General features: G+C 37.8%; 27 protein-coding genes and 1 other RNA gene. 21 read left to right on the top strand and 7 right to left on the bottom strand.

Features of this window, described 5'->3' with window-relative positions:
- The first annotated feature begins 144 nt into the window (after nucleotides 1-144).
- A complete protein-coding gene (locus tag V7266_RS24070; protein ID WP_335471658.1) occupies nucleotides 145-1,545 on the top strand; it encodes a sensor domain-containing diguanylate cyclase in 1,401 nt (466 codons plus the stop codon).
- 80 nt (nucleotides 1,546-1,625) lie between these two features.
- On the opposite strand, the gene V7266_RS24065 is transcribed toward V7266_RS24070, so the two are convergent.
- Complete coding sequence (locus tag V7266_RS24065; RefSeq protein ID WP_335471656.1) at nucleotides 1,626-2,108, bottom strand: GAF domain-containing protein; 483 nt, start codon at nucleotides 2,106-2,108, stop codon at nucleotides 1,626-1,628.
- A 145-nt stretch (nucleotides 2,109-2,253) separates the two neighbouring features.
- Here V7266_RS24065 and refZ point away from each other — a divergent pair, with 145 nt between their 5' ends.
- The 6 genes from refZ (at nucleotide 2,254) to rarD (ending at nucleotide 8,689) form a co-directional block, all read left to right on the top strand.
- The gene (gene refZ, locus V7266_RS24060) at nucleotides 2,254-2,886 is read left to right on the top strand and encodes a forespore capture DNA-binding protein RefZ (RefSeq protein ID WP_335471655.1); all 633 of its coding nucleotides are present in this window, start codon (nucleotides 2,254-2,256) and stop codon (nucleotides 2,884-2,886) included.
- A 163-nt stretch (nucleotides 2,887-3,049) separates the two neighbouring features.
- Entirely contained in the window at nucleotides 3,050-4,738 is a 1,689-nt protein-coding gene (gene ezrA / locus V7266_RS24055) for a septation ring formation regulator EzrA (RefSeq protein ID WP_335471654.1), read from the top strand.
- Nucleotides 4,739-4,854: 116 nt separating this feature from the next.
- On the top strand, nucleotides 4,855-5,997 hold the full coding sequence (locus V7266_RS24050) for a cysteine desulfurase family protein (protein ID WP_335471653.1): 1,143 nt from the start codon (nucleotides 4,855-4,857) through the stop codon (nucleotides 5,995-5,997).
- A 1-nt stretch (nucleotide 5,998) separates the two neighbouring features.
- Nucleotides 5,999-7,204 carry a tRNA uracil 4-sulfurtransferase ThiI gene (gene thiI / locus V7266_RS24045; RefSeq protein ID WP_335471652.1) on the top strand — a complete coding sequence of 402 codons (1,206 nt, stop codon included), beginning with the start codon at nucleotides 5,999-6,001 and terminating at the stop codon, nucleotides 7,202-7,204.
- 180 nt (nucleotides 7,205-7,384) lie between these two features.
- Nucleotides 7,385-7,585 (top strand): alpha/beta-type small acid-soluble spore protein, encoded by a 201-nt coding sequence (locus V7266_RS24040; protein ID WP_335471651.1) that lies wholly within the window; start codon nucleotides 7,385-7,387, stop codon nucleotides 7,583-7,585.
- Nucleotides 7,586-7,756: 171 nt separating this feature from the next.
- Nucleotides 7,757-8,689, top strand: a complete 933-nt coding sequence (rarD, locus tag V7266_RS24035) for an EamA family transporter RarD (RefSeq protein WP_335471650.1) — start codon at nucleotides 7,757-7,759, stop codon at nucleotides 8,687-8,689.
- Between the two features lie 41 nt (nucleotides 8,690-8,730).
- On the opposite strand, the gene V7266_RS24030 is transcribed toward rarD, so the two are convergent.
- The gene (locus V7266_RS24030) at nucleotides 8,731-9,534 is read right to left on the bottom strand and encodes an NAD kinase (RefSeq protein ID WP_335471648.1); all 804 of its coding nucleotides are present in this window, start codon (nucleotides 9,532-9,534) and stop codon (nucleotides 8,731-8,733) included.
- 229 nt (nucleotides 9,535-9,763) lie between these two features.
- On the opposite strand from V7266_RS24030, the gene V7266_RS24025 reads away from it, so the two are divergent.
- The 7 genes from V7266_RS24025 (at nucleotide 9,764) to V7266_RS23995 (ending at nucleotide 15,669) form a co-directional block, all read left to right on the top strand.
- Nucleotides 9,764-10,459, top strand: coding sequence for a DUF2953 domain-containing protein (locus tag V7266_RS24025; protein ID WP_335471646.1), 696 nt, complete (start codon nucleotides 9,764-9,766; stop codon nucleotides 10,457-10,459).
- 15 nt (nucleotides 10,460-10,474) lie between these two features.
- Nucleotides 10,475-10,945 carry a GerW family sporulation protein gene (gene ytfJ / locus V7266_RS24020; protein ID WP_335471645.1) on the top strand — a complete coding sequence of 157 codons (471 nt, stop codon included), beginning with the start codon at nucleotides 10,475-10,477 and terminating at the stop codon, nucleotides 10,943-10,945.
- Between the two features lie 208 nt (nucleotides 10,946-11,153).
- Entirely contained in the window at nucleotides 11,154-11,654 is a 501-nt protein-coding gene (gene tpx / locus V7266_RS24015; RefSeq protein ID WP_335471643.1) for a thiol peroxidase, read from the top strand.
- Between the two features lie 129 nt (nucleotides 11,655-11,783).
- A complete protein-coding gene (locus tag V7266_RS24010) occupies nucleotides 11,784-12,767 on the top strand; it encodes a class I SAM-dependent methyltransferase (RefSeq protein ID WP_335471642.1) in 984 nt (327 codons plus the stop codon).
- A 229-nt stretch (nucleotides 12,768-12,996) separates the two neighbouring features.
- Nucleotides 12,997-14,184 carry an acetate kinase gene (locus tag V7266_RS24005; protein ID WP_335471640.1) on the top strand — a complete coding sequence of 396 codons (1,188 nt, stop codon included), beginning with the start codon at nucleotides 12,997-12,999 and terminating at the stop codon, nucleotides 14,182-14,184.
- A 134-nt stretch (nucleotides 14,185-14,318) separates the two neighbouring features.
- Nucleotides 14,319-15,176 carry an EcsC family protein gene (locus V7266_RS24000; protein WP_335471638.1) on the top strand — a complete coding sequence of 286 codons (858 nt, stop codon included), beginning with the start codon at nucleotides 14,319-14,321 and terminating at the stop codon, nucleotides 15,174-15,176.
- Nucleotides 15,157-15,669: a MogA/MoaB family molybdenum cofactor biosynthesis protein gene (locus V7266_RS23995; protein ID WP_335471637.1), complete on the top strand. Its 513-nt coding sequence runs from the start codon at nucleotides 15,157-15,159 to the stop codon at nucleotides 15,667-15,669. Before V7266_RS24000 ends, V7266_RS23995 begins: the two co-directional genes overlap by 20 nt.
- Before the next feature lie 28 nt (nucleotides 15,670-15,697).
- Here V7266_RS23995 and V7266_RS23990 read toward each other — a convergent pair whose 3' ends face one another.
- A complete protein-coding gene (locus tag V7266_RS23990) occupies nucleotides 15,698-16,012 on the bottom strand; it encodes a hypothetical protein (protein ID WP_335471635.1) in 315 nt (104 codons plus the stop codon).
- A 151-nt stretch (nucleotides 16,013-16,163) separates the two neighbouring features.
- Complete coding sequence (locus V7266_RS23985) at nucleotides 16,164-16,616, bottom strand: universal stress protein (RefSeq protein ID WP_335471633.1); 453 nt, start codon at nucleotides 16,614-16,616, stop codon at nucleotides 16,164-16,166.
- 100 nt (nucleotides 16,617-16,716) lie between these two features.
- On the opposite strand from V7266_RS23985, the gene V7266_RS23980 reads away from it, so the two are divergent.
- The 3 genes from V7266_RS23980 (at nucleotide 16,717) to ald (ending at nucleotide 18,708) form a co-directional block, all read left to right on the top strand.
- Nucleotides 16,717-16,875 carry a hypothetical protein gene (locus V7266_RS23980; protein WP_335471632.1) on the top strand — a complete coding sequence of 53 codons (159 nt, stop codon included), beginning with the start codon at nucleotides 16,717-16,719 and terminating at the stop codon, nucleotides 16,873-16,875.
- Nucleotides 16,876-17,112: 237 nt separating this feature from the next.
- A complete protein-coding gene (locus tag V7266_RS23975) occupies nucleotides 17,113-17,409 on the top strand; it encodes a hypothetical protein (protein WP_335471630.1) in 297 nt (98 codons plus the stop codon).
- 177 nt (nucleotides 17,410-17,586) lie between these two features.
- Nucleotides 17,587-18,708, top strand: a complete 1,122-nt coding sequence (gene ald / locus V7266_RS23970; protein WP_335471628.1) for an alanine dehydrogenase — start codon at nucleotides 17,587-17,589, stop codon at nucleotides 18,706-18,708.
- Nucleotides 18,709-18,783: 75 nt separating this feature from the next.
- Here ald and ssrS read toward each other — a convergent pair.
- Both ssrS and V7266_RS23960 read right to left on the bottom strand, forming a co-directional pair.
- Nucleotides 18,784-18,979: non-coding RNA, 6S RNA (gene ssrS / locus V7266_RS23965), on the bottom strand.
- A 53-nt stretch (nucleotides 18,980-19,032) separates the two neighbouring features.
- Nucleotides 19,033-20,130 (bottom strand): M24 family metallopeptidase, encoded by a 1,098-nt coding sequence (locus tag V7266_RS23960; protein ID WP_335471627.1) that lies wholly within the window; start codon nucleotides 20,128-20,130, stop codon nucleotides 19,033-19,035.
- Nucleotides 20,131-20,309: 179 nt separating this feature from the next.
- Here V7266_RS23960 and V7266_RS23955 point away from each other — a divergent pair, with 179 nt between their 5' ends.
- The 3 genes from V7266_RS23955 (at nucleotide 20,310) to V7266_RS23945 (ending at nucleotide 22,881) form a co-directional block, all read left to right on the top strand.
- On the top strand, nucleotides 20,310-20,990 hold the full coding sequence (locus V7266_RS23955; protein WP_335471626.1) for a metal-dependent hydrolase: 681 nt from the start codon (nucleotides 20,310-20,312) through the stop codon (nucleotides 20,988-20,990).
- Nucleotides 20,991-21,072: 82 nt separating this feature from the next.
- A complete protein-coding gene (locus V7266_RS23950) occupies nucleotides 21,073-21,309 on the top strand; it encodes a hypothetical protein (protein ID WP_335471624.1) in 237 nt (78 codons plus the stop codon).
- A gap of 252 nt (nucleotides 21,310-21,561) precedes the next feature.
- Nucleotides 21,562-22,881, top strand: coding sequence for a CBS domain-containing protein (locus tag V7266_RS23945; protein WP_335471623.1), 1,320 nt, complete (start codon nucleotides 21,562-21,564; stop codon nucleotides 22,879-22,881).
- Between the two features lie 43 nt (nucleotides 22,882-22,924).
- Here V7266_RS23945 and V7266_RS23940 read toward each other — a convergent pair whose 3' ends face one another.
- Complete coding sequence (locus tag V7266_RS23940; RefSeq protein ID WP_335471622.1) at nucleotides 22,925-23,236, bottom strand: YtpI family protein; 312 nt, start codon at nucleotides 23,234-23,236, stop codon at nucleotides 22,925-22,927.
- Nucleotides 23,237-23,327: 91 nt separating this feature from the next.
- Here V7266_RS23940 and V7266_RS23935 point away from each other — a divergent pair, with 91 nt between their 5' ends.
- The gene (locus tag V7266_RS23935) at nucleotides 23,328-24,272 is read left to right on the top strand and encodes a DHH family phosphoesterase (protein WP_335471621.1); all 945 of its coding nucleotides are present in this window, start codon (nucleotides 23,328-23,330) and stop codon (nucleotides 24,270-24,272) included.
- Nucleotides 24,273-24,483 lie beyond the last annotated feature (211 nt).

Below are 24,483 nucleotides of genomic sequence, written 5' to 3'. Positions count from 1 at the left end.
GGAAATGTTCTTAAAAAATTAATAATTACAATAAAAAAATATTCCAAAATCATCCTAAAATTAACTATAATTAGGGGGCGATGTATTTATTTGGGATTTTATCATAAATGATTAAGTTTGTTTTCTCTAAAAGGAGATTTACAATTGGACGTAGAAAAATACAAAGAATTATTCGAATTGTCCGAGAAATTACATTCGACATTAAATGTTGACACTATATTAGGAGAACTATTTGTTACCCTAAAAGAAGTATATCCTAATTATTCCTCTCACTTACTTTTATCATTAGAGAACTATCATCACAGTGACATGCCGATCATTGATCTAGAATATGATAGTGAAAATATGACAGTCATAAGGGCCTATGAGTCTGGTGAAATCCAAATTGAGACTTCAGAAACGTGCAAGCATGCTGCTCTCTATGCACCATTAAAGGGGAAGTCGGGGGTCTATGGTGTTATACAGGTGATTGCACCGGAAGTGACCGGATTCCCAGACGGGGAAGCCGAATTTATCCAATTATTATCAACAAGTGCTGGCAGTGCCTTGGAAAATGCGAAGATACATCAACAATCGAAAAAAACCATTTCCGACCTGCAATTAATTAATAATACCTCACATAAATTAAATTCAAATCAGCCTTTAGTAGATACAATGATCTATATGTCTGAACAAATCAAGAGATCTTTTGAGGCTGACGAAGTTGGTTTTTTCTTGTTTACCAAAGACCAACTAGATGCGAAAGTACTTCCTGGCTCGACACCTTTCTTTTTTACACAACAGTCTCAAATTTACATTGACTACATAAAGGTACAATTTCAGCAGGATAACGAACCATTATTTATTGGAGATTTGAATCTTCCCCAACATCTTCATGCAGGTTTTCATTCTGTAATGGCTGTCCCCGTTGTAGTCAGTAAGAAGATGAGAGGCTTTTCCATTATTATGCATCAAGATCCCTACTTCTTCCCGTTTGAGGCGTTTAAACTGCTTCAATCTTTAGTCTATCATTCATCTATAGCCTTAACCAATGCTTTGTTAAGGGATGAACTAGAAAAACTGGTCATCACGGATCATCTCACAAAGCTTCATTCTCGAAAGTACTTGGATGAAAAGATAGAGAAATCCATGAATATCGATGAAGAAGGTACTTTTATTCTGATTGATATTGATAATTTTAAAGAAATAAATGATACCTATGGCCATCAAATTGGAGATGTGATTCTCGTTCAAGTGGCGAATCTCATTAAAGAAAGTATTCGAGAAAGTGATATTGGTGCTCGCTGGGGCGGGGAAGAGCTTGCCATTTATCTGCCCAGGGTTTCATTAGAATCAGGTGTTTCCATTGCCAAAAGGATTCTATATAAAGTATCAGAATGCTCAGACCCGCATATTACCGTATCATGTGGTGTTTCCTTTTGGAAAAAAGATCAGCAAGATACCTATCATTATTTATTTAAAAGAGCAGATGAAGCCTTATACCGGGCAAAAGAGACTGGCAAAAATAAGGTTGTCATTCAAGGGGACCCCAGCGTGGTATGTTAGCAGTTTATACAATAAAAAAGAGCACAGACTCAAAAAGTCTGTGCTCTTAATGATTTTGCCACCCTTGTAGTTTGGTTAGCTTAAAGATGCTCCATTAAGACAGCTGCCAACTCTTCAAGTTTTTGCTGATCGAGCTCATCAAAGCGATTCACTTCTGGAGAATCAATGTCTAACACTCCAAATAATTCTCCATCTTTTAAGAGTGGGATGACAATTTCAGATCGTGAAGCGGCATCACAGGCGATATGGCCTGGAAATTGATGAACGTCTTCTACCCGGATTGTTTCCCTTTTTGAAGCAGACGTTCCGCAGACTCCCTTGCCGACAGGTATTCTGACACAAGCAGGCATTCCTTGAAAAGGACCAAGTACAAGTTCTCCATTTGTATCCATTAAATAAAAACCAACCCAGTTAATGCGGTCGAGAAATTGGTTCAATAATGCAGAAGTATTGCTAAGATTAGCTATTTTATTTTTCTCATCATGAAGCAGTGCCTGCAATTGTTTTATCACAAGCTCATAATTTTCTTCACGAGGTCCTGTATACATTTCGACGTTAAACAAGTTATTTCACCTTTTTCTCTTATAAATTATTTATTATTTTATCAAAAATAAAAGAAAAAGAGCATACTTTGTCGATATTTTCATAAAGGATTCAGCCGCGATTATACAGAAACCTAATATAAGGGATACCTGAGGAGGAGAATATATGAAGAAAAATGCAAAGGATGCAATTGTTACGGCTGCTATATCGTTGTTCAATTCAAATGGGTATTCAGGAACGTCTGTCAGGGATATTGCTCACTTAGCAAAAGTTAACACGGCTACTATTGCCTACTATTTTAATAATAAACCAGGACTCTTAGAGTACTGCTTTTTGCACTTTTTTGAACAATATATCAATAAGATAGAAGAAGCGTACCTCTCCATCGATCGAGGTGCAAAAGAATGTTTAAAGAGGATTGTCGCAGATTTACTTCATTACCAATGTGAAAATAGTCAACTTGCTAGTTTTGTCTATCGGGAAATGTCTATGGATTCGCAAGTTGTAAGAGAGATTATGTCCACCTATTCTTTGAAAGAAAAATATTATTTGCAGAAGATATTTGAAAGAGGCTTTGAATGGCAGGAGTTTACTCCCCATTCAATTCCGTATTTAATTATTCAACTAAAAAGTTTGTTAATGATGCCTTTTATGAATACACAATATATGAGAGAGGTTTTGTATATTTTTCCAAATGAGCCATTCTTTGAACAAAAGTATTTAAAAGATTTACACGCTTGGATTGATAAAACCTTAAGCTTTGAAGGTCAAGTTATGAAAGGGGCAATTATCAAATAGCGGATATCGCTATTTTTTTTGTTCGATTTTACAAAAAAATTGAAATTAATAGTCAAAAAATGTCGTTTACATGGTATCATTATAGCATTGAATGGGAACATAAATAGATTTCTTTAATATAAATGAATTTGAATCAATGTTGTTTGAATTAGGAGGCTTACTTGTGAAGTATTTCATTGGATTTATCATCCTGATACTTGCCTTATTTGTATGGGGATATTTAATAAAGAAAAGGTACTTTAAAGAAATGGATCGACTTGAAGGCTGGAAAATTGATTTATTAAATCGACCGATACTGGAAGAAATGTCGAAGGTAAAACAGCTAAATATGACGGGGCAAACGGAGGAACTGTTTGAACAATGGCGCAATCAATGGGATGATGTCGTAACGGTGAAGCTCCCTGAATTAGAAGAGATGCTTTTTGATGCGGAAGAATATATTGACCGGTATCGTTTTAGAAAGGCAAAAGAGGTACAACAATTAATCGATTCAAAATTGCAGGAAATCGAGGGGAAAATTAAACATATTTTGGATGAATTACATGAACTGGTCGGAAGTGAAGAAAAAAATAGAGTAGAAATTGAAGATTTAAAGGATAAATATCGGGAAGCAAAAAAAATGCTGCTTGCTCATCGACATAGTTTTGGTAAAGCGGAAAAACATTTAGAACTCCAGTTAAGTGATATTGCCAATCATTTTCAAGAATTTGATGAGAAAACGGAACTTGGAAATTACTTAGAAGCTCGTGAAATTGTTTTACAGATACATAGTCAGTTGGGAACAATCAAACACCATATGGACTTAATTCCTCAAATGTTAATTGAATGTCAGTCCTTACTTCCGAATCTGTTATCTGATTGTTTAGAAGGACATCGTGAAATGATGGGCCAAGATTACTACTTGGACCACATTAACGTAGAAAAAGAAATTAAATGTTTGGAAGAAAAGCTGGCTGAAAATCTGGTTCTAATTGAAACAAATGAGATTGACCGAGCTGAGGAGGAGATTAAAGAAATAAAGGATCGGATTGATGTCCTCTTTGATCTCTTGGAACAAGAAGTTCACGCTAAACATTTTGTGATGAAGAATGAAAAAGCAGCTTATGAGCTTTTAGCTTCAGCTCAAAAAGAGAACAAAGAGCTTTCAAATGAAGTTCAAGCGGTTCAACAAAGCTACCAATTATCTGATAGTGATTTTGAGACACAAAGGCAGCTTGAAAAAGAGTTGTCTACTGTATATAAGCATTATGAAATATTAGTTGAAAAGTTAAAAATGAATGATACAGCCCAAACGGCACTTAGCGATGAATTAAATTCAATTAAAAGTCAGTTGGATATCATTCGTGAAGGACAGCAGGCCTTTGCCTTAAAATTACTTGCATTGCGAAAAGATGAAATGGAGGCGCGGGAAAAGGTTCAGGAATTGACCAAAAAAGTGGGAGAGACAATCCGGATTGTAAAGAAAAACAATGTCCCAGGATTGCCTGCTGATTACAAATTTCTATTTGAAGATACAAACGAAAGCATTCAAAACGTTCGTTATCAGCTTGAAGAAAAGCCGCTTAACGTTTCGGCTCTGAATCAATACTTAGAGGTTGCTGTTTTAACGGTTGAAAAACTGGTAACCACTACTTACGAGTTAATTGAAAATGTAACACTAGCCGAAAAAGCCATTCAATATGGAAATCGTTACCGCAGCCAAAATCCATCCATTGCGAAAGGCTTAGCAGATGCGGAAGATGCTTTTAGGCATTATGATTATCAATTGGCATTAGAGCAGGCAGCCGCTTCACTTGAAGGAATTGATCCGGAAGCATTAAAGAAAATAAAAACAGCGATTTTAACAGAATAGATTTAACTGGGAACCGATTCAGCCATACGGCGTGAGTCGGTTTTTTATCTTTTTCAAAAGGATTTAATATGGTAAGATTTATTTTTGTGAAGTCTGGATGGGGAGGAGAGACCAATATGATTTATTTTGATAATAGTGCAACAACTAAACCATATAAAGAAGTATTAGATTCGTTTATAACGGTTTCTAGTGAATATTTTGGAAATCCATCCTCTTTGCATAGTTTAGGAGGACAAGCAGAAAAACTGCTGAATCAGGCTAGGGGTCAGGTGGCAAAGTTGTTAAAAGTGAAACCGGCTGAAATTTATTTTACGTCTGGCGGTACTGAGAGTAATAATATGGCCATTAAAGGGGCCGCATTTTTGAACCGAAATAAAGGACGGCACATCATAACTTCAAGTGTCGAACATGCATCTGTTTTGGCAGTAATGGAGCAGCTTGCCGGGGAAGGCTTTGACATTACGTATTTGCCAGTGGACCATGAAGGACGAGTATCTGTTCATGATGTTGAAAAAGCGATTCGAAAAGATACCATATTAGTTTCCATTATGCAGGTTAATAATGAAGTTGGGACCATTCAGCCGATCTTGGAAATTGGGGAAATGTTAAAAAAATATCCAACGATCTTATTTCATGTCGATTCGGTACAAGCAATTGGAAAAGTTCCCTTGTCCTTATACCAGCACAAGGTGGATTTTTGTTCGTTATCAGCACATAAATTTCACGGTTTAAAAGGAACTGGAGTATTGTTTGTTCGTGAGGGGGCTAGATTGGCACCTTTACTATCCGGGGGTAATCAAGAGCGCAAGATGCGCAGTGGTACGGAAAATGTGGCGGGATTCGTTGCATTGGCAAAAGCCTTAAGAATGACAATGGGAAAAAGTGAGCTTGGAATTACAAATATGAAGGAGATCCAGTCCAGTTTGCGAAAAAAATTAAGTGAACTAGAAGGTGTTAAGATTCATACACCGTTCGAAGGGGCGGCACCCCATATTATGAATTTTTCACTTGAAGGAATAAAATCGGAAGTATTTATTCACGCCTTAGAAACTGATGGAGTGTTCGTTTCCACCACAAGTGCCTGTTCATCTAAGAAGAAATCGCCTAGCAAAACATTGCTTGCAATGGGGGTACCGGATGATTTAGCTGATAGTTCGATTCGAATTAGTCTCTCTTTTGATAATACGCAAGAAGAGGCAGTAGCAGCTTTTTCTTCCATAAAAAGGTGTGTAAACCAACTAAGAAAGGTTATGAAATAAAATGAATTATGACCGTATATTAATACGTTATGGTGAAATATCCACAAAAGGGCGAAATCGCCATAAGTTTGTTGAGAAACTTAGAAAAAGCGTTAAAATGGCTCTGGCTTCTTTTCCAAATATTAAAATAGAGGCAAGTCGTGACAGAATGTATGTATTATTAAATAATGAAAATGGAATAGAAATTATTGAAAAACTAAAACATATATTTGGTGTTCAATCCTTTAGTCCGGCTATTAAGGTGGAAAGAAATGTTGAGGCACTCAAAAATTCAGCATTGGATTTCGTGAGGTCACATTATAAGGAAGGGCAGACTTTTAAAGTTACCCCAAAGCGTTCGGATAAAACCTTCGAGTTAAATACAGATGGAATTAACCGAACTATTGGGGGCTATTTACTTCAGAATATTTCTGGACTTCGTGTGGATGTGAAAAATCCGGATATTAATTTACGAATAGAAGTCCGAGAAGACGCTATCTATTTATCATGTGAAACGATTCCAGGTGCTGGCGGAATGCCGAGCGGTTCGAATGGTAAAGCCATGCTCATGCTGTCCGGAGGAATCGATAGTCCGGTTGCCGGGTATCTGGCAATGAAACGAGGCTTAGAAATTGAAGCAATCCATTTTCATAGTCCTCCATTTACAAGTGAACGTGCAAAAGAAAAGGTAATTGATCTTACTAAAAAACTGTCTGAAATGCATGGCAGCAGTATTAAGCTTCATATTGTGCCATTTACCAATGTTCAACAAGCTGTGCGCGAACAAATACCTGAAAATTATACCATGACCTCAACAAGAAGAATGATGCTTCGAATTGCGGAGCAAATTCGGATAAAACAGGAGGCTCTTGCGATTATTACCGGTGAGAGTCTTGGGCAGGTAGCTAGTCAAACCTTAGAAAGTATGTTTACGATTAATGAGGTGACGAACACTCCAATTCTCCGTCCATTGATTATGATGGATAAAACCGATATAATCAAAATCGCGCAAGAAATAGATACACTCGATATATCGAATAGGCCTTTCGAGGACTGCTGTACGATTTTTGTTCCTGCCTCTCCAAAAACAAAGCCGCGCCGGGAAAAAGTCCAACATTATGAAAGCTATTTTGACTTTACTTCCCTAATTGATGAAGCCGTTCAAAATGTTGAAACTCTTGTGATCGAGCCTGAAGAACAACAATCAGAATTTGATTCATTATTTTAAAGGCTGTATTAAAGGTTATTATTAATTTTTAGCATGTTGTTTGGGGCGGAAATCAATACCCAATTTTACACATTATTATAATAAGTAAAATATGAATTTTTTGTGAACAATTACCAATTGGAATATAGAATGAACTTTAAAGTTTCTACACATTCTATACTCACAAGGAGGTGATATCACATGGCAAGCAACAATTCAAACAACTTATTAGTTCCTGGTGTTGAACAAGCTCTAGACCAAATGAAATATGAAATTGCTCAAGAGTTCGGTGTAAACCTAGGTGCAGACACAACTTCACGCGCTAACGGTTCAGTTGGTGGTGAAATCACAAAGCGTCTTGTTTCTATGGCTGAATCTCAATTAGGCGGATTTGCTCGTTAATCAAATTAAATAAGATGGCTACAGAGAGTGTGGAGGTTTACCTCCCACTCTCTTTTATTTGATTAAGATTAACTGGAATAGATTGGTCCAACAAAAGGATCTTCTATTTTCTAGTTAAAGAGGTATAATAAAGATATTTCGAAATTAGAATATTAAGGGGATCGGAAGAAAATGAAAAACACAGATACAAATATGGGAGCGATCCAGGCGGGCTTTTCTTATTTTCTTTGGGGGTTACTTCCAATTTATTGGAAGTTTGTTGAAGAAGTTAATGCAAAGGAAATTCTTGCAAACCGGATCTTTTGGTCGTTTATTTTTATGGTTTTTGTGTTAGTTATAACTAAAAAATGGAGTTTATTTGTAAATACCTTAAAAGGATTCACTCAAAATAAACAGCAATTATATTCCTTGACCATTGCCTCCTTACTCATAAGCGTTAATTGGTTTGTCTATATTTGGGCAGTTAATAGCGGCCATATGATTGAGGCTAGTCTCGGCTACTATATTAATCCACTTGTAAGTATATTACTGGGCATGATTGTCCTTAAAGAAAAATTAACGGTTACACAAATTGTTTCCTTTATCCTGGCTGCTATTGGGGTTATAATTATAACCGTTTCTCATGGTGTATTTCCATGGATTGCGATAACTCTTGCATTATCCTTTGGTTTGTATGGACTTGCTAAAAAACTGATTAATGTGGAATCATCTGTAGGATTAACATTGGAGACCTTGGTGTTAACACCAATTGCTGCACTATATATGATTTACTTATTTCTGAATGGAACCAATTCTTTATTTATCGCTAGTTGGGGAACGGACTTGTTATTAATAGGTGCAGGTGCAGCTACTGCGATACCGCTGCTTTATTTTGCAAAAGGCGCACAAAAAATACCACTCTCCTTACTTGGTTTCCTGCAATATATTTCACCAACGTTAACGCTAATCTTAGGTGTTTTTGTCTATCATGAGCATTTTTCTAAAATACAATTACTATCCTTTATGTTTATTTGGGCTGCTGTAGCCATCTATTCCCTTTCAAAAACAAAATGGTTTGCGCAGAGGAAAATGAAGCTTACAAACGAAAATAGAGCTGCACTGTAACCTAAAAATCCCTTATCCGACATTTACGGATAAGGGATTTTTTATAGAAATGTTCGTTTGACTTTATTCCAGAAAGAGTTATCTTTTAATTTTAAGGTTTTTATTTTTTTATCACTCATTTTAATTTGAATGGTTTCCACATGACGGATACTTAAAGCCTCATTATCCATCCCCATAGTAGGCTGATCGTTCCCTTCTGAAATGACCTTTAAGGTAAGGGTACGGTCACTTCCCACAATAAAAGAAGCACCAAGTGTTCGATACTGATTCGTATTCACTGATGCTACCTCACTAACTTGCATGCAGGAGAGAAGCGGGTCCACAATGGAGCCGCTGACTGATTTATTATAAGCCGTACTGCCGGTAGGAGTAGCAACAATTAAACCATCACCGCGAAATGTTTCTAAATGAAGCTGATCGATGAAAACATCTATCACAAGTGTTTTAATAATGGCAGATCTGATACTAAATTCATTCAAGCAACGAAATGTACTTTGACCATCGACTGTCACTTCAATGGTAGGATACCGGCGAACCTTTAATTGTGCATTCGAGGTAATGGCTTCAACCATTTTGGATGTATCATTGATTCGGAAATCACAATACATACTTAAACTATCCATGACTGAAATGCCCATATAAAGGCAATCCTCCCGGAAGCCTGTTTTTCTTACCGCTTGCAGGAAAGTGCCATCATCCCCCACACTAGCAATAATATTAGCTTTACGGTAATCATCCACTATCGTAAAATCGTAACGTTTAGCAAGTTCTAGCAGGGGAGCTATTTTTAAAAGTAAATCCGCATCCCGTTTGTGATAAAAATAAATGTTACGTCTGATCTCCATTTCCAATCCCCCTGTACAGTGGTTGAGAAGTAATTTCATGGTGAAAATGAATATGTCTATATTTAGTTTAGCATTTTTTAGAAACAATATAAAAGACAGATAATATTAAATATACAATTATGGGTTTTGTTGAACCACCGAGTTAATGAATATACCTATTAACCTCGACATAGTAGGTTTATTTTTTTCATATAAAGCAAATAATAATGGGCTGAAAGGATGTGAGAAAATGTTTTGGCTGCTCCTTGTTCTGCTTATCATTTTGTTCTTATTCCTATTCATTATTTTTACAAAGTTAACCATCTATATTTATTATTCTCATCTTAACGATAACGACGATTTAAAGATTGAATTACGAGTATTGTTTGGCTTAATAAAATACAAAATAAAGGTACCTGTAATTAAAGTGGATGACGACTCTCCAAGTATTGTTGTGAAAAGTAAATCACAACTGGGAAACGCTGCTGATGAAGAAACGGAACCCGATGTCACTCAATTTACCAAGAATGATTTTTTAACTAGGCTTCAGACTGCAAAAGATATTTTGCATAAGGTTGTCGGGATGAATGTAATAGTTAAAAAGTTTTTACAAAAGGTTACCATTAAAAAATTTGAGTGGGAAACCTTAATGGGTGTAGGTGATGCCGCTCATACCGGGATGATGACTGGGGCCTTGTGGGCAGTTAAAGGCGGGATTATTGGGATACTGAGCCATTATATGAGGTTGAAAGAAATGCCTCAATTAACGGTTACCCCTCATTTTCAGGCAGCTGTTATACATACAAGGTTAACATGTATGTTTCAGTTTCGAATCGGGTATGCTATTCTCGCAGGATTAAAACTAATTAAATTCTGGAAGGGCGGGAAACCGCGTCTAAAAAGCAGTTCAGATTCTCGGGATGAAAATACTAAATCTGTATCATAGAGGAGGAAAATTAACATGTCTGACCACCCAATTCAAGGTTTAATGACGACAGCAATGGAAAGCCTTAAAGAAATGATTGATGTAAATACGATAATTGGTGATCCAGTAGAAACACCAGACGGAAGTGTTATTTTGACAGTATCAAAGGTTGGATTTGGATTTGCTGCAGGAGGCAGTGAGTTTAATAAACAAGACAATGGTCAAAAAGAAGGACAAGGACAGCCTAAACTTCCTTTTGGCGGTGGTAGCGGTGGCGGTGTGTCAATTACTCCAATTGCTTTTCTAATCGTAAACTCTCAAGGTGTAAAAATGCTTCATTTAGATGAAAGCACTCATTTATACGAGAAGATTCTAGAGCTGGCACCGCAGGCCGTCGATAAAATACAGCAAATGTTCTCGAAAAAAGATGAGGGGAAGCAGCAGCAATCCCAGCAGCAACAACAATCCCAGCAGCAACAACAGCCTAAAGTCGATTTAGAATTATAAGTATTAAAGTTAATCTTCCGAATTCTTAGGGAGGTTAACTTTTTCTTTTGTAACCTCTGCTTTATATTAGACCTTTACCTAAAAACCAAATTTATCTAGTTCAAATAATTGCAAAAATAGTTTTGAAAAGATATATTTACACTGTACATAATTAAAGTTTATTCGTTTTGAGCGAAGGCTTTAATACAACAAAGGAGGATGAATGAGAATGGCAAATGTTACATTTAAAGGAAATCAAATTACTCTTCTTGGCAATGAGGTGAAAGTGGGCGACAAGGCTCCAAATTTCACAGTCCTTGCAAATGACTTATCAGAAGTAACTCTAAATGATACTAAGGGACAAGTTCGTTTAATCTCATCAGTACCTTCCCTTGATACAGGTGTTTGTGATGCAGAAACACGCCGTTTCAATGAAGAAGCAAACAGCTTAGGTAATGTTAAAATCTTAACAGTAAGCGTAGACTTACCATTTGCTCAAAAGCGCTGGTGTGCCGCTGCTGGAATTGAAAATGTTCAAACTTTATCTGACCATCGTGACCTTTCTTTTGGTGAAGCATATGGAGTTGCGATTCAAGAATTAAGACTTTTAACTCGTGCGGTATTTGTAGTTGATTCAAGTGATACAGTTGTCTATGTTGAATATGTTAGTGAAGCAACTAATCATCCAAACTACGAAGCAGCACTTGAAGCAGCAAGAAACGCAAAATAAAAAAAGCGTAAAAAATGTTAAATAGGAGTTTATGAAAAGACCTCGGCAACATTGCGAGGTCTTTTTACTTGTTTAAAAATCACATACTCGTATAGAATGAATAAGGAAATTTAGTAATGGAGGGAAACAATGAACATTTCTCCAGTAGAAGAGTTATTTACATTATTTAATGAAACTGCCCTTATCTTACAAGAGGAATTAACCTGCAGTTATCTCGAGGCGCTTGCTGAAACAGGTGAGAATTTATTTCAGGGAGCCATTCTCCAGGAAGAGTTAAGTGAATTAACGGTTAAAAGGCTTAAGAAACAATATAGTGAGATTAGTTTGGACAACTATTCCAATGAAGACATACGTAAAGCCTTTCAGTTAGTCATTTTAAAAGGAATGAAGGAAAATGTGCAGCCGAATCATCAAATGACTCCGGATTCAGTGGGGATGCTCGTTGGTTATTTAGTTGAAAAATTCGTGCAGAAACCCTCTTTCCGACTTCTTGATCCGGCGGTGGGAACAGGTAATCTTTTGACAACCGTGATTAATCATTCACGTAAGCAAATTAGCTCAATTGGTGTGGAGATAGATGATATCCTAATAAAGTTAGCCTATGTAAATGCGAATCTGCAAGGACAACCAATTCAATTCTTTAACCAAGACAGCTTAGAATCATTGTTTATTGAGCCGGTTGATGCGGTAATTGCAGATTTACCTGTAGGGTACTATCCGAATGATATTAGAGCAGCGGACTATCAATTAAAAACTGAAAAAGGTCACTCTTATTCTCATCATCTGTTTATTGAACAAGGAGTTCGGCATACCAATCCAGGGGGATATCTGTTTTTCTTAGTTCCTAATGGTTTGTTTGAAAGTGAGCAGGCTCCCCAGCTGCATGAATATTTAAAGGACCATACATATATTCAGGGCCTCATGCAATTGCCAACCAACATTTTTAAAAATAAGACTTCAGCGAAAAGTATTTTGATTTTACAAAAGAAGGGCGAAAACATTCAGCCCCCTAAGCAGGCATTGCTTGTCAAGTTACCGAGCCTTTCAAACGCATTTGAGATGGATAAAATCCTAACAAAAATGGAAAACTGGTATCAAGAAAATAAAGGATAAAGCAGGGAAACCTCCTGTTTTATCCTTTTTCTTGTAATTAAGAAATTTGTGAATATATGAACATTTGTCATGTAATCGGTCTCATGTAAATTATGCCTTGAAATGTCCTATCTACAGTGATTAAATGAAAAATTGAGGGAAATAAACAGGGTCGGTTTGCACAAAATAAAGTTGTATTAAAACATAAATAATTACAAGTCGATGTTGTTATATAAAAGGAGCGTTCTACATGTCAAAAGTTATTGCAATCAATGCAGGAAGTTCTTCATTGAAGTTCCAGTTATTTGAAATGCCAAGCGAAGAAGTAATCACGAAAGGACTTATTGAAAGAATAGGCCTAAATGATTCAATTTTTAATATTACGGCTAATGGCGAAAAAATTCAAGAAATCACTGATATTCCAGATCATGAAGTAGCTGTTAAAATGCTGTTAGATAAATTAACAACACTGGGAATTATTAAGTCTCTTAATGAAATTGAAGGAATTGGCCATCGTGTCGTTCACGGAGGAGAAACGTTTACCGATTCAGCATTAATTACTGATGAAGTATTAGCCAAAATTGAAGAATTATCAGAATTAGCACCCTTGCATAATCCGGCCAATGTTACTGGAATAAAAGCATTTAAGCAGGTCCTGCCTAATGTTCCAGCAGTTGCTGTATTCGATACTGCTTTCCATCAAACAATGCCAGAGAGTTCTTTCCTATACAGCTTGCCTTATGAATATTATAAAAAATATGGAATCCGTAAGTACGGTTTCCATGGCACAAGCCATAAATATGTATCCCAACGCGCAGCGGAATTATTAGGCCGTCCGATTGAACAACTTCGCTTACTCTCTTGTCACTTAGGGAATGGAGCAAGTATTGCTGCAATTGAAGGCGGAAGGTCTATTGACACATCTATGGGTTTCACACCACTTGCAGGGGTAACGATGGGAACACGTTCAGGGAACATTGACCCCGCGCTTATTCCTTATATCATGGAGAAAACGAACCAAACAGCTGAAGAAGTGCTTGAAGTGTTAAATAAAAAGAGTGGAATGTTAGCTGTTTCTGGTTTTTCAAGTGATCTTCGGGATATTATTGGTGAAGCTGACAAAGGAAATGAGCGTGCAGAGCTTGCATTGGATGTGTTTGCTAACCGTATTCATAAATACATCGGTTCTTATGCTGCTCGTATGTGTGGCGTAGATGCGATTATTTTCACAGCCGGTATTGGTGAAAATAGTGATCCGATTAGAGAACGTATTTTAAAAGGATTAGAATTTATGGGCGTTTATTGGGATCCTGCTTTAAATAAAGTAAGAGGCGAGGAAGCATTTATCAACTATCCTCATTCTCCAGTTAAAGTAATAATCATACCTACAAACGAAGAGGTTATGATTGCCCGTGACGTTGTTCGTTTAGCACAGTAAGGTTTTATATTAGTTTTTTTGAAGCTTAATAATTTAGAAAAAGGCAAAAGCTGTTGTTAACGGCTTTTGCCTTTTTTAAGTCCTGTTTTGATGTGATATACTGGAAAAAGAAACAATGAGCAGGAGGGGTTACATTGCCATTGACAGACCGTGAAACAGTTGTCTTGAATGAAATACGCTCATGGGAAAAAAACTTATTAAATTACGAAGCGAATGATTTTCAATTACTATATGAAAAGTATTTGGAACGTTCTTTTTCCTTGCTGCCTGAAAAGGTTCAAAGGCAATTTTTCTACTTGATCGACGGTTGGCTATTTCATTTACACAGTATTATTCAAGGGGCACAGCTTCAAATGGATGCAAAGGAAAGAATCCTTACATCAGGCAGAATCTTTCGGAAAGATATTGAGAAAATTGCTGACTTACGACAGTTGGATATTGATCAATTGCAATACATAGCAGAGCAGCAAATTGCCAAGCATCGCCTCTATTCCTTTGCCCAAGGCGGACTCTCTGGAACGGGGGGTACACTTCTGTTAGGGGCAGATATTCCAGCAATGGCAGTTATCAATTTACGGGTGGTTCAATTGATAGCTATGACCTATGGATTTGAAGTAAATACCCCATTTGAAATGATGACATCTTTAAAAGTATTCCATACCGCTACACTGCCACCAAGAATTCAAAAAGAAGGCTGGGCTTCTTTGATGGCAGAATTAGAGGCACACGAAGAGTTATATTTTTATGAGGGAAATGAGAAAATTACCGATATTACCTGGTTAGAGCAGCCGGTTCAGCAGCTATTTAAAGCAATGGTGATCATGCTGTTTCGAAAACGAGCAATCCAAGGTATCCCCCTTGTCAGCATGGCAATTGGGGCTGGGACGAATTATCAGTTAACCCGGAAAGTAACGGATTTTGCCCATAAATACTATCAATTGCGTTATCTAAAGGAAAAAGAGGAGTTATTCGATGAGCAGCGAAGAACATAAAAAGGAAGCACCGAAGGCAGTAAGATGCAAAATCATTACGGTCAGTGATACAAGAAATCAGGAAACAGATAAAAGCGGCAGGCTAATGATGGAGATGCTTGAAGGTGCGGGACATAAAATCGCGGATTATTGTATTGTGAAAGATGAAACGGCCCCGATTCAGGCGGAAATACTTAAAGGCTGTGACAGAGACGACATTGATGTTATTCTAACAAATGGCGGAACCGGGATTGCCAAGCGGGATGTAACGATTGAAACAGTTGAAGGTCTGCTAGAGAAAGAAATTGTCGGCTTTGGTGAATTGTTTCGAATGTTGAGTTACCAAGAGGATATCGGTTCTGCTGCTATCCTATCCAGAGCCATTGCAGGTGTTGTCAAGGACAAAGGAGTGTTTTCAACCCCGGGCTCCACAGGAGCGGTTAAATTAGCCATGAGTAAATTAATTCTGCCAGAGATAGGGCATGTGGTAAGAGAGCTGAAAAAAGACCTATAAACAATAAAACTCCCTGCCAAAGGGAGTTTTATTGATGTACTTTTGTAGAAACAGATTGGTCCGTACGGTACCATAGCCATAAATCATTGATGATAGAAGCTAGATTGGCTATTTCTGTATTCAACTTACATGAACGTGGAAAGTCATTTTCGTCTGAAAGCTTATCCTGTTTATGGTTTATTTCCTGTTCAAGCTCTGCAATTCGGTCAGGAATAGACCCGCGAATCTGTTCCCAATGAAGTAAAATATACTGCTGTGTTTCCTTGGAATATTCATCCCACTCAAGCCCTAAATCTGGCACAAGGATCCCAAGTCGTTCGTCATAATAAAAATGATCCAGCATGTGTTCCTCTCCTATATTTCAAATTTGTATATAGTAGAAATGGTGTCAGGCACCTTTATTGTACTATAGATAGTGTAATCATTCACGATAAAATATGTTCTTTAACCAAAAGCACGGGGCAGGCAGCTCCGTGCTTTAAAATGATATATAGTTATCCTGCATCTTTTACTGTTCGAACAACGAGAACATCACATGGTGCGTAGCGAGTGATATGTTCAGAAACACTTCCAATAATGAACCTTTCTACCACATTCATACCGGTTGCACCGCAGAGGATTAAATCAACATGATGTTTTTTGGCTATATCTCTAGGAATGCGAATTTTAGGGGAACCGTATTCAATTTCATATTGAACGTTTGTTAATCCTGCCTCAACAGCTTGTTGTTGATACTTTTCGAGCATATCCTTTGCCAGCTTTTCTGCTCGATCGCCAATAACCGTATCATATGCTTCAATTATGGCAAACGACCTTGTATCAATTACATGGACTAATATCATACGTGCACCATTTCGTTTGGCAATTTCTATCCCTTTTTGAAATGCCCAATCTGCCTCCTTTGACCCATCAATAGCGACCAAAATATTTCGGTATTTAAGTCCCATGATTATCATCTCCTCACCTTGAGTATACAATATTTAACAATGAATAATTGTTTCAATTTTTCGAACAATAATGTAGTAACATATCTAAGGGGGCATGAAAGTGATGGAAAGAGAATCAAAGAATAAGTATACGTTTGAATTTGATGAAAAAGGAACAATGGAGGTAAGCCAGCAGATATTGAACTCCTATAATAGCGGCTTTATAGGGGAAGGAACGGCACTAGCAGACAGCAGTGATTTTGCTGCTTTAGAAGAGTAAAGTAGGATTTTAATTAGGGAAAAGCTGTCTAGAGTAGGCAGCTTTTTTCATTTGAGGGAATCTTAACGAAGGGTAAAGCCATTTCATCCTGTTGTGCGCTAAAAGGGTGCTTCCGCTTTTGGTGTGTACTAGTCGTATGTCCTTGGGAATTCAGAAGTAAAGGGCATTTACCCAAGAGCTTGTAGGTAATCGTGCATATTCTTTAGTGTATCAACTATAAAAAGAGGAGGAGTAATAATGACCACTTCAATGTATGGAATAAATACGGAGGAAGAAAGACTTCACCATGGGTTCGGCCATTTTGGAGGTTTTGGTCACTTTGGAGGATTTGGCCGTCCGGGCTTCGGCTTTGGCCGTCCAGGATTTGGTTTTGGCTTCGGCAGACCATTCGGTTTCGGCTTGCCATTTTTAGGAGGCCTTGCAGCGGGTGCTTTATTAACAGCACCATATTATGGATACGGATATGGATATGGATATGGATATCCTTATTACGACCCATATTATTATTCATATTATCCTTATTACTATTATTAATTCATGATGTTGAGCTTTGCCTTTTGGTAAAGCTCTTAAATATTTTTAATTTAGTGAAAGAAAGTCCTTATCAAATAAAATAAATACATTTTAATGATTATGTTTACAATTTTTACATATAAGGATATAGTATAGTAACTATTTTTATAGCGAATAGACTAAATGGGAGGTTAGCACATGCGGATTGGAGTACCAAGAGAGATAAAAAATAATGAAAATCGTGTTGCTATGACACCGTCAGGAGTTGTTAATCTCGTAAAATATGGACATGAGGTAATGATTGAAAAAGATGCAGGACTCGGCTCCGGTTTTCTAGACGAAGATTACCGCTCTCATGGGGCACAAATCGTGGAAACAGCTCGTGAGGCATGGTCTATGGACATGGTTATGAAGGTGAAAGAACCACTCCCAAGTGAATACCAATATTTCCGTGAAGGGTTAATATTATTTACATATTTACATCTAGCGCCTGAACCGGAGTTAACCAAGGCATTAATGGACAACAAAGTAATTGGGATTGCATATGAAACGGTTCAACTTGCGAACCATAGTCTGCCATTACTTACACCCATGAGTGAGGTTGCTGGAAGGATGGCCCCACAAATTGGCGCACAATTCCTAGAAAAGGTCTACGGGGGTAAGGGGATCCTGCTTTCGGGTGTTCCAGGGGTACAAAGAGGAAAAGTAACCATTATTGGCGGTGGAGTTGCCGGTACAAATGCGGCCAAAATGGCGATTGGACTAGGGGCAAAAGTAACCATTATTGATGTGAATCCAGACCGTCTTCGTCAATTAGATGATATTTTTGGTTCGGATGTTACCACCCTCATCTCTAATCCCTTGAATATTGCGGAAGCAGTGAAAGAATCAGATTTAGTCATCGGTGCTGTATTAATCCCAGGAGCAAAGGCTCCCAAGCTCGTAACCGAGGAAATGATTCGTTCCATGACACAAGGAAGTGTTGTGGTCGATATAGCGATTGACCAAGGGGGAATATTTGAGACAACAGACCGGATCACTACTCATGATCATCCAACATATGTAAAGCACGGAGTTGTCCATTATGCTGTTGCGAATATGCCTGGCGCTGTCCCTAGGACATCCACCATTGCCTTAACAAATGTAACAGTTCCGTATACACTCCAAATCGCTAATAAAGGCTATAAAAAAGCATGCTTAGAAAATGAGGCTTTGTTAAAAGGGATCAATACTTTAAAAGGCTATGTTACTTACCCAGCCGTTGCAGAAGCACAAGATTTGAGCGCTTCAGATACAAGGAAGTTACTAGAACAAAATTAAGAGAAGAGGCCGAAACCTCTTCTCTTTTACATAGGAAAACCAGCTTCACTAGAAAGCTGGCTTTTTTAAAACAATTATGTAGCCGCATTTGCCGTAGAGATATAAGAAAGTTTTAAACCACCACTCCTCAAAGTGGGTGTTCTCAGAAGCGTTCCTGCGTGTCCTCCATGTCTTATAGACAGAGGCATGTCATTTCGGCTTCGATAGTTAAACTCCCTTTTACAGCTTAAAGGTTAAAACTTTATTATGATTACGTACAACGCAGCTTGTATTGTTATAATACATCAAATCTGGATGGAGTTCAATGTAAAAAAGTCCCAAATTTTATTTAATAATTTGCAGCTCTTTTGGAAACTTTGTTAGTATTTTTGCTCCATCAGCAGTGATAAACACATCATCCTCAATTCGAACACCAGCAACCTCTGGGACATAGATCCCCGGTTCGATCGTGTAAACCATACCTTCCTCAATCACCAACTGATTGGTCTCTGTTAATGAAGGATATTCATGGACACTAATTCCAAGTCCATGACCTAATCGATGAGGGAAAAATTCGCCATAGCCAGCATCTGAAATAATTCGTCGGGCTGTAAGGTCCACTTCTGCAGCGCTGACACCAGGTTTACTAGCGTCTATCGCAGCAAGCTGTGCATTCAAAACCGTATCATAGATCTCTTTTTGCTTATCGTTAATGTCTCCATAAGCAACGGTTCTCGTAATATCTGAGCAATAACGGTCAACCACAACCCCTAAATCAAACAATACAAAATCGCCTTTCTTAATTTTTGTTTCTCCTGGTGTACCGTGAGGGGAAGCTGCGTTAGACCCTGCTAGTACCATGGTAGAAAACGACATTTCAGTCACACCCTTTTGTTTAAGGGCGTACTCCAATGCATTAAGCACATCAAGTTCTGTTTTTCCTTCCTTTATTTCACTAACACCGAACTGAACAGCATAATCAGCTAGTGCACAGGCTTCTTCAATGATTTTTAATTCCTGTGCATCTTTAATCATACGCAGCACTCGTAATTTTTCTTCTGCAGATACAAAGGAAGCATCTGGAAACAAGCTTAAGAGCCGTTCATAGCGCTCAACGTTCATATGTTCTTTTTCAATTGCTGCCTTCGAAATATTTTGGATTCGTTTATTAATAGAATTAAGAATCATTTCCCAAGGATTTTCAACGTCGCTGTAACCAATGATTTGATGTTCCCAGCCAGAACGTTTTGCATCATGCACCTCCATTGAAGGGCAAACCAAGAATGGTTCCTCTTCCTGGAATACAGCAAGTGCCAGCAGTCTCTCATGCGGATCGGTATAATAGCCGCTTAAATAAAAAACATTTTCTGTAGATGTCAGAAAGCAGACTTCAATTTCATTTTCTTTCATCCAAGTTTGAAGCTTAAATAATCGTTGTTTCATGATTAGGGGACCCCCTTACCTTAAAATCAAAACCAATTTGAGCGTAACAAGATTAATCGTAAAAGTAAACTATCCAAACTTATCATGCTCTAAAAAGAGAGAGTTATGGGTATAAAGTAAGAAGGAATTCTTAAATTCTTATGGAAGAAATAAAAAGAACTAAAAAGGAGTTGTTAAGAATGAAAGTATCTTATCATGGGCATTCAGTTGTTCAAATTAACACGCAGGGGAAAAATATTATTATTGATCCATTTATTACAGGCAATTCATTAACCGACTTAAAGGCAGAAGAGGTAAAGGTGGATGTCATCATTTTATCGCATGGTCATAATGACCATGTCGGGGATACAGTAGAGCTCGCCAAAAGGAATGATGCACTTGTGGTGGCAACGGACGAACTATCTACTTTCTTAAGCTGGCAGGGAGTAAAAACATATGGTATGCACATTGGTGGTTCCTATCAATTTGAGTTTGGCAGAGTCAAGCTGACTCAGGCTTTTCATGGTTCAAGTTTTACAACAACTGATAAGCAAATTGTTTATTGCGGGATGCCGGCAGGAATCCTGTTTATGAGTGAAGGAAAGACCATTTACCATGCAGGTGATACGGCTCTTTTCTCAGATATGAAATTAATTGGTGAGCGTCATCCAATCGACCTTGCCTTTGTGCCTATAGGTGATAACTATACAATGGGACCGGAGGATGCTGCCTATGCTGCCGAACTGTTAAGAGCTAAAACAGTTGTTCCAATCCATTACAATACCTTCCCGCCTATTAAACAAGACCCTTATCAATTTATTGAAATGCTTTCTCATAAAAATGGACGTGTGCTCACACCAGGTGAGGCAATAGAAATTTAATCGTTATCTAGGATTTCACATACTTTTTTTCCTCCCTCTAGCATAAAAATGAAACAAGCAGTCTTTTAGGGAGGAAATATATATGAAAAAGAATCGTTATTTGCTTTGCTTATTACTTGCGGGGGTTATGCTCTACTTTGCTGTACCGAGATTGTCTGTTAACTTTAACGGAGCACCCGGGATATTTTCCTTAGCTTGGCTCGCATTTGCTTTAATCGTGATTGCGGGGAATCTAACAGGACTTCTCTATAGCCCAAAGAAACCAGCCCGCAGAATGCTGTCAGGACGAACAAAGAAAAAATCCCGTTCTTACTATTAATTTAATTGATGTGGTAATGGTTCATGTTGATTTATACCATGTTGAATGGAGCGGAAATCAACAATCGTTTTTAGCACAATTAAAAAAAAATAGCATTATCTGTCCAAAGCGCCTGTAAAGAAGGCGCTTTCCTTGTTATAAATTGGAGAAACCGCATTGAATCAAGGCTTTCAACACTTTATAATGGAAAATAGACATAATTTCAGTTGAAGACTGGATGAATTGGAATTCAAACGATAAAGGGTGAAGGTCTTGGCTACTAAGCATGAACAAATTTTGCAATACATTGATGGACTTCCAATAGGGGAAAAAATATCTGTGCGGCAAATCGCCAAGGCGATGACCGTAAGTGAAGGAACGGCTTATAGAGCGATAAAAGAAGCTGAAAATAAAGGATATGTCAGCACGATTGAACGCGTTGGCACGATTCGGATTGAGCGGAAAAAGAAAGAAAATATTGAAAAGCTGACATTTGCGGAAGTCGTAAATATTGTCGACGGACAGGTATTAGGCGGAAGAACCGGTTTGCATAAAACCCTTAATAAATTTGTGATTGGGGCAATGAAATTAGAAGCCATGATGCGCTATACGGCAGCGGGTAACCTTCTCATTGTCGGAAACCGGACACAGGCACACGAGCTAGCTTTAAAAGCAGGTGCTGCTGTTTTAATTACCGGTGGATTTGATTCTGAAGACCATGTAAAAAAACTGGCTGATAAATTGGAATTGCCGGTCATTTCAACTAGTTATGATACCTTCACAGTAGCAACGATGATTAACCGGGCCATTTACGACCAATTAATAAAAAAAGAAATCATCCTAGTAGAAGACATATTAACGTCTCTTGACGAAACCTATTACCTTAAAAATACTGATAAAGTATCCAAGTGGCATGAATTAAATCAGAAAACGACTCATAGCCGTTACCCTGTTGTTGACCAAAATATGAAAATTCAAGGAATGGTCACAAGTAAAGATATATTAGGCCAAGAATTGGATACTTCGATTGATAAAATCATGACAAAAAATCCAATGACCGTGAACGGAAAAACAAGTGTCGCCTCCACAGCTCATACCATGGTTTGGGAAGGAATTGAGGTCCTTCCAGTTACGGATGATGCCAACCGTCTTGAAGGTATTATAAGTCGGCAAGATGTTCTTAAGGCATTGCAAATGAATCAGCGTCAACCGCAGGTTGGTGAAACAATAGACGATATTATTACCAACCAAATGGTCTTAGTCCAAGGTAAAGCTAAAGGAGAAGAGGTCTACTCATGTGAAGTGACTCCACAAATGACCAATTATCTAGGAACCATTTCTTACGGTGTATTCACCACGATTGTATCCGACGCTGCTAATCGGGTTTTACGCAGCTATAAAAAAGGTGATTTAGTAGTTGAGAATATGACGATTTACTTTTTAAAACCGGTTCAAATGGAGAGTACCTTGGAAATTGTCCCTAAAATACTTGAAGTTGGCCGTAAGTTTGGAAAAGTGGATGTAGAGGTTTTTAATGATGGAGTGTTGGTAGGCAAAGCGATGATGATGTGCCAGTTAATTGATCGAACTTAAAATGATAAACAAAAAAGCCGCTCTCTAAAAGAAGCGGCTAAACTTATTTCTGGGATTCAAGATTATTAGCCTCTTCAATCGCAAATGGCAGATAATGCTTATATTTTTTGAAGCCAGTCCAGCTAAATAAGGCGCCATAGATGATAAACACTGATGCAATAATGTATGATGTAGTAGTCTCGGAAATAAAGAAAAGATGATTAATGCCAAATAAGCAAACAAAAAGGCCTAGGGCGATATTTGATTTTGCGGAAAGCCATTTCTTTTCTACATGGCGGTTGCTTCTAAAGTATTTTGTTTTATAAAATAAATAGAAGGCAAATAATACAACAATCAAAACAACAAGTAAAATCATTATTCAGACCTCCAACTTTCTAGAAAATCATCTACTATTTTAACTTGGATTGAAAAAAAAAGCCATTATTGGTACATAAGGAGCAGTGTTCATGATTGAGCAAATTTTAACAGCGATTGAACAATATGATAGCATTATTGTTCATCGACATGTCCGTCCAGACCCGGATGCATACGGGTCACAAGGTGGATTAACAGCTATTTTAAAGGAGTCATTCCCAGAGAAAAAAATCTTTGCTGTCGGCCAAGAGGAGCCAACGCTTAATTTCCTGCGCCGGCTTGATGTAATTGGGGACGAGGTTTATAAAGGGGCATTGGTGATTGTTTGTGATACAGCTAATCAAGAAAGAATAGATGATCGCCGCTACACGTTAGGTGACAAATTAATTAAAATAGACCACCATCCCAATATGGAACCTTATGGAGACCTATTATGGGTCGATACAAATGCGAGTTCCTGCAGTGAAATGATCTATGAGTTTTACTTAAGGGGTAAGGATAAAGGACTAAAAATGAATGATGAAGCGGCAAGACTATTGTTTGCCGGGATTGTTGGAGATACAGGGAGATTTTTGTTCCCAAGCTCAACTGAAAAGACATTTGCCTATGCTGGTGAATTGATTCATTACAATTTCTCTCGTACTGAGCTGTTTGATAAGATGTATGAACTAGATCCGAAAATTATTAAATTACAAGGATATATCCTGCAAAACTTTGAGCTTCAGTCAAACGGTGTTGCTTCTGTTAAAATAACAAAAGATTTATTACAAGAATATAACGCAAGACCGGCTGAAGCATCTTTGCTTGTTAGCACTTTGGGAGATGTAAAAGGCATCAAAGCATGGGTCTTTTTTATTGAGGAAGAAAACCAAATTCGCGTAAGACTCCGCTCCAAGGGACCTGTTATCAATGGGGTGGCAAGACAATTTAACGGCGGCGGACACCCGCTTGCTTCAGGTGCAACTATTTACTCATGGGACGAAGTGGACGATGTTGTTCGTGAATTAGGGAAGGTTTGCGAAGCATATTCGAAATAGTCTCTAGATAAGAAACCGGCCCGTTTTAGGGCCGGGCGGTAACGGAAGTGCCTGTTTAAGGTGCTTCCGCTTTTCTTACAAAATAAGAAAGTATAAAAGTTTTTGAATTTGAGAATTGTCTAGCTACAGCGCCTAGTCCCCTCGAGGTCATAAGACGAGCCGGCCAAAAGGTTAAAAAGCAACCTTTCGGCCGGCTCGTCTTATGCTTGTC

The sequence above is a fragment of the Neobacillus drentensis genome, from assembly GCF_036965645.1.
Classification (GTDB): domain Bacteria; phylum Bacillota; class Bacilli; order Bacillales; family Cytobacillaceae; genus Neobacillus; species Neobacillus drentensis_D.
The sequence above is the reverse complement of the archived record's forward strand: the minus strand, read 5'-3'. Positions and strand labels throughout refer to the sequence as shown.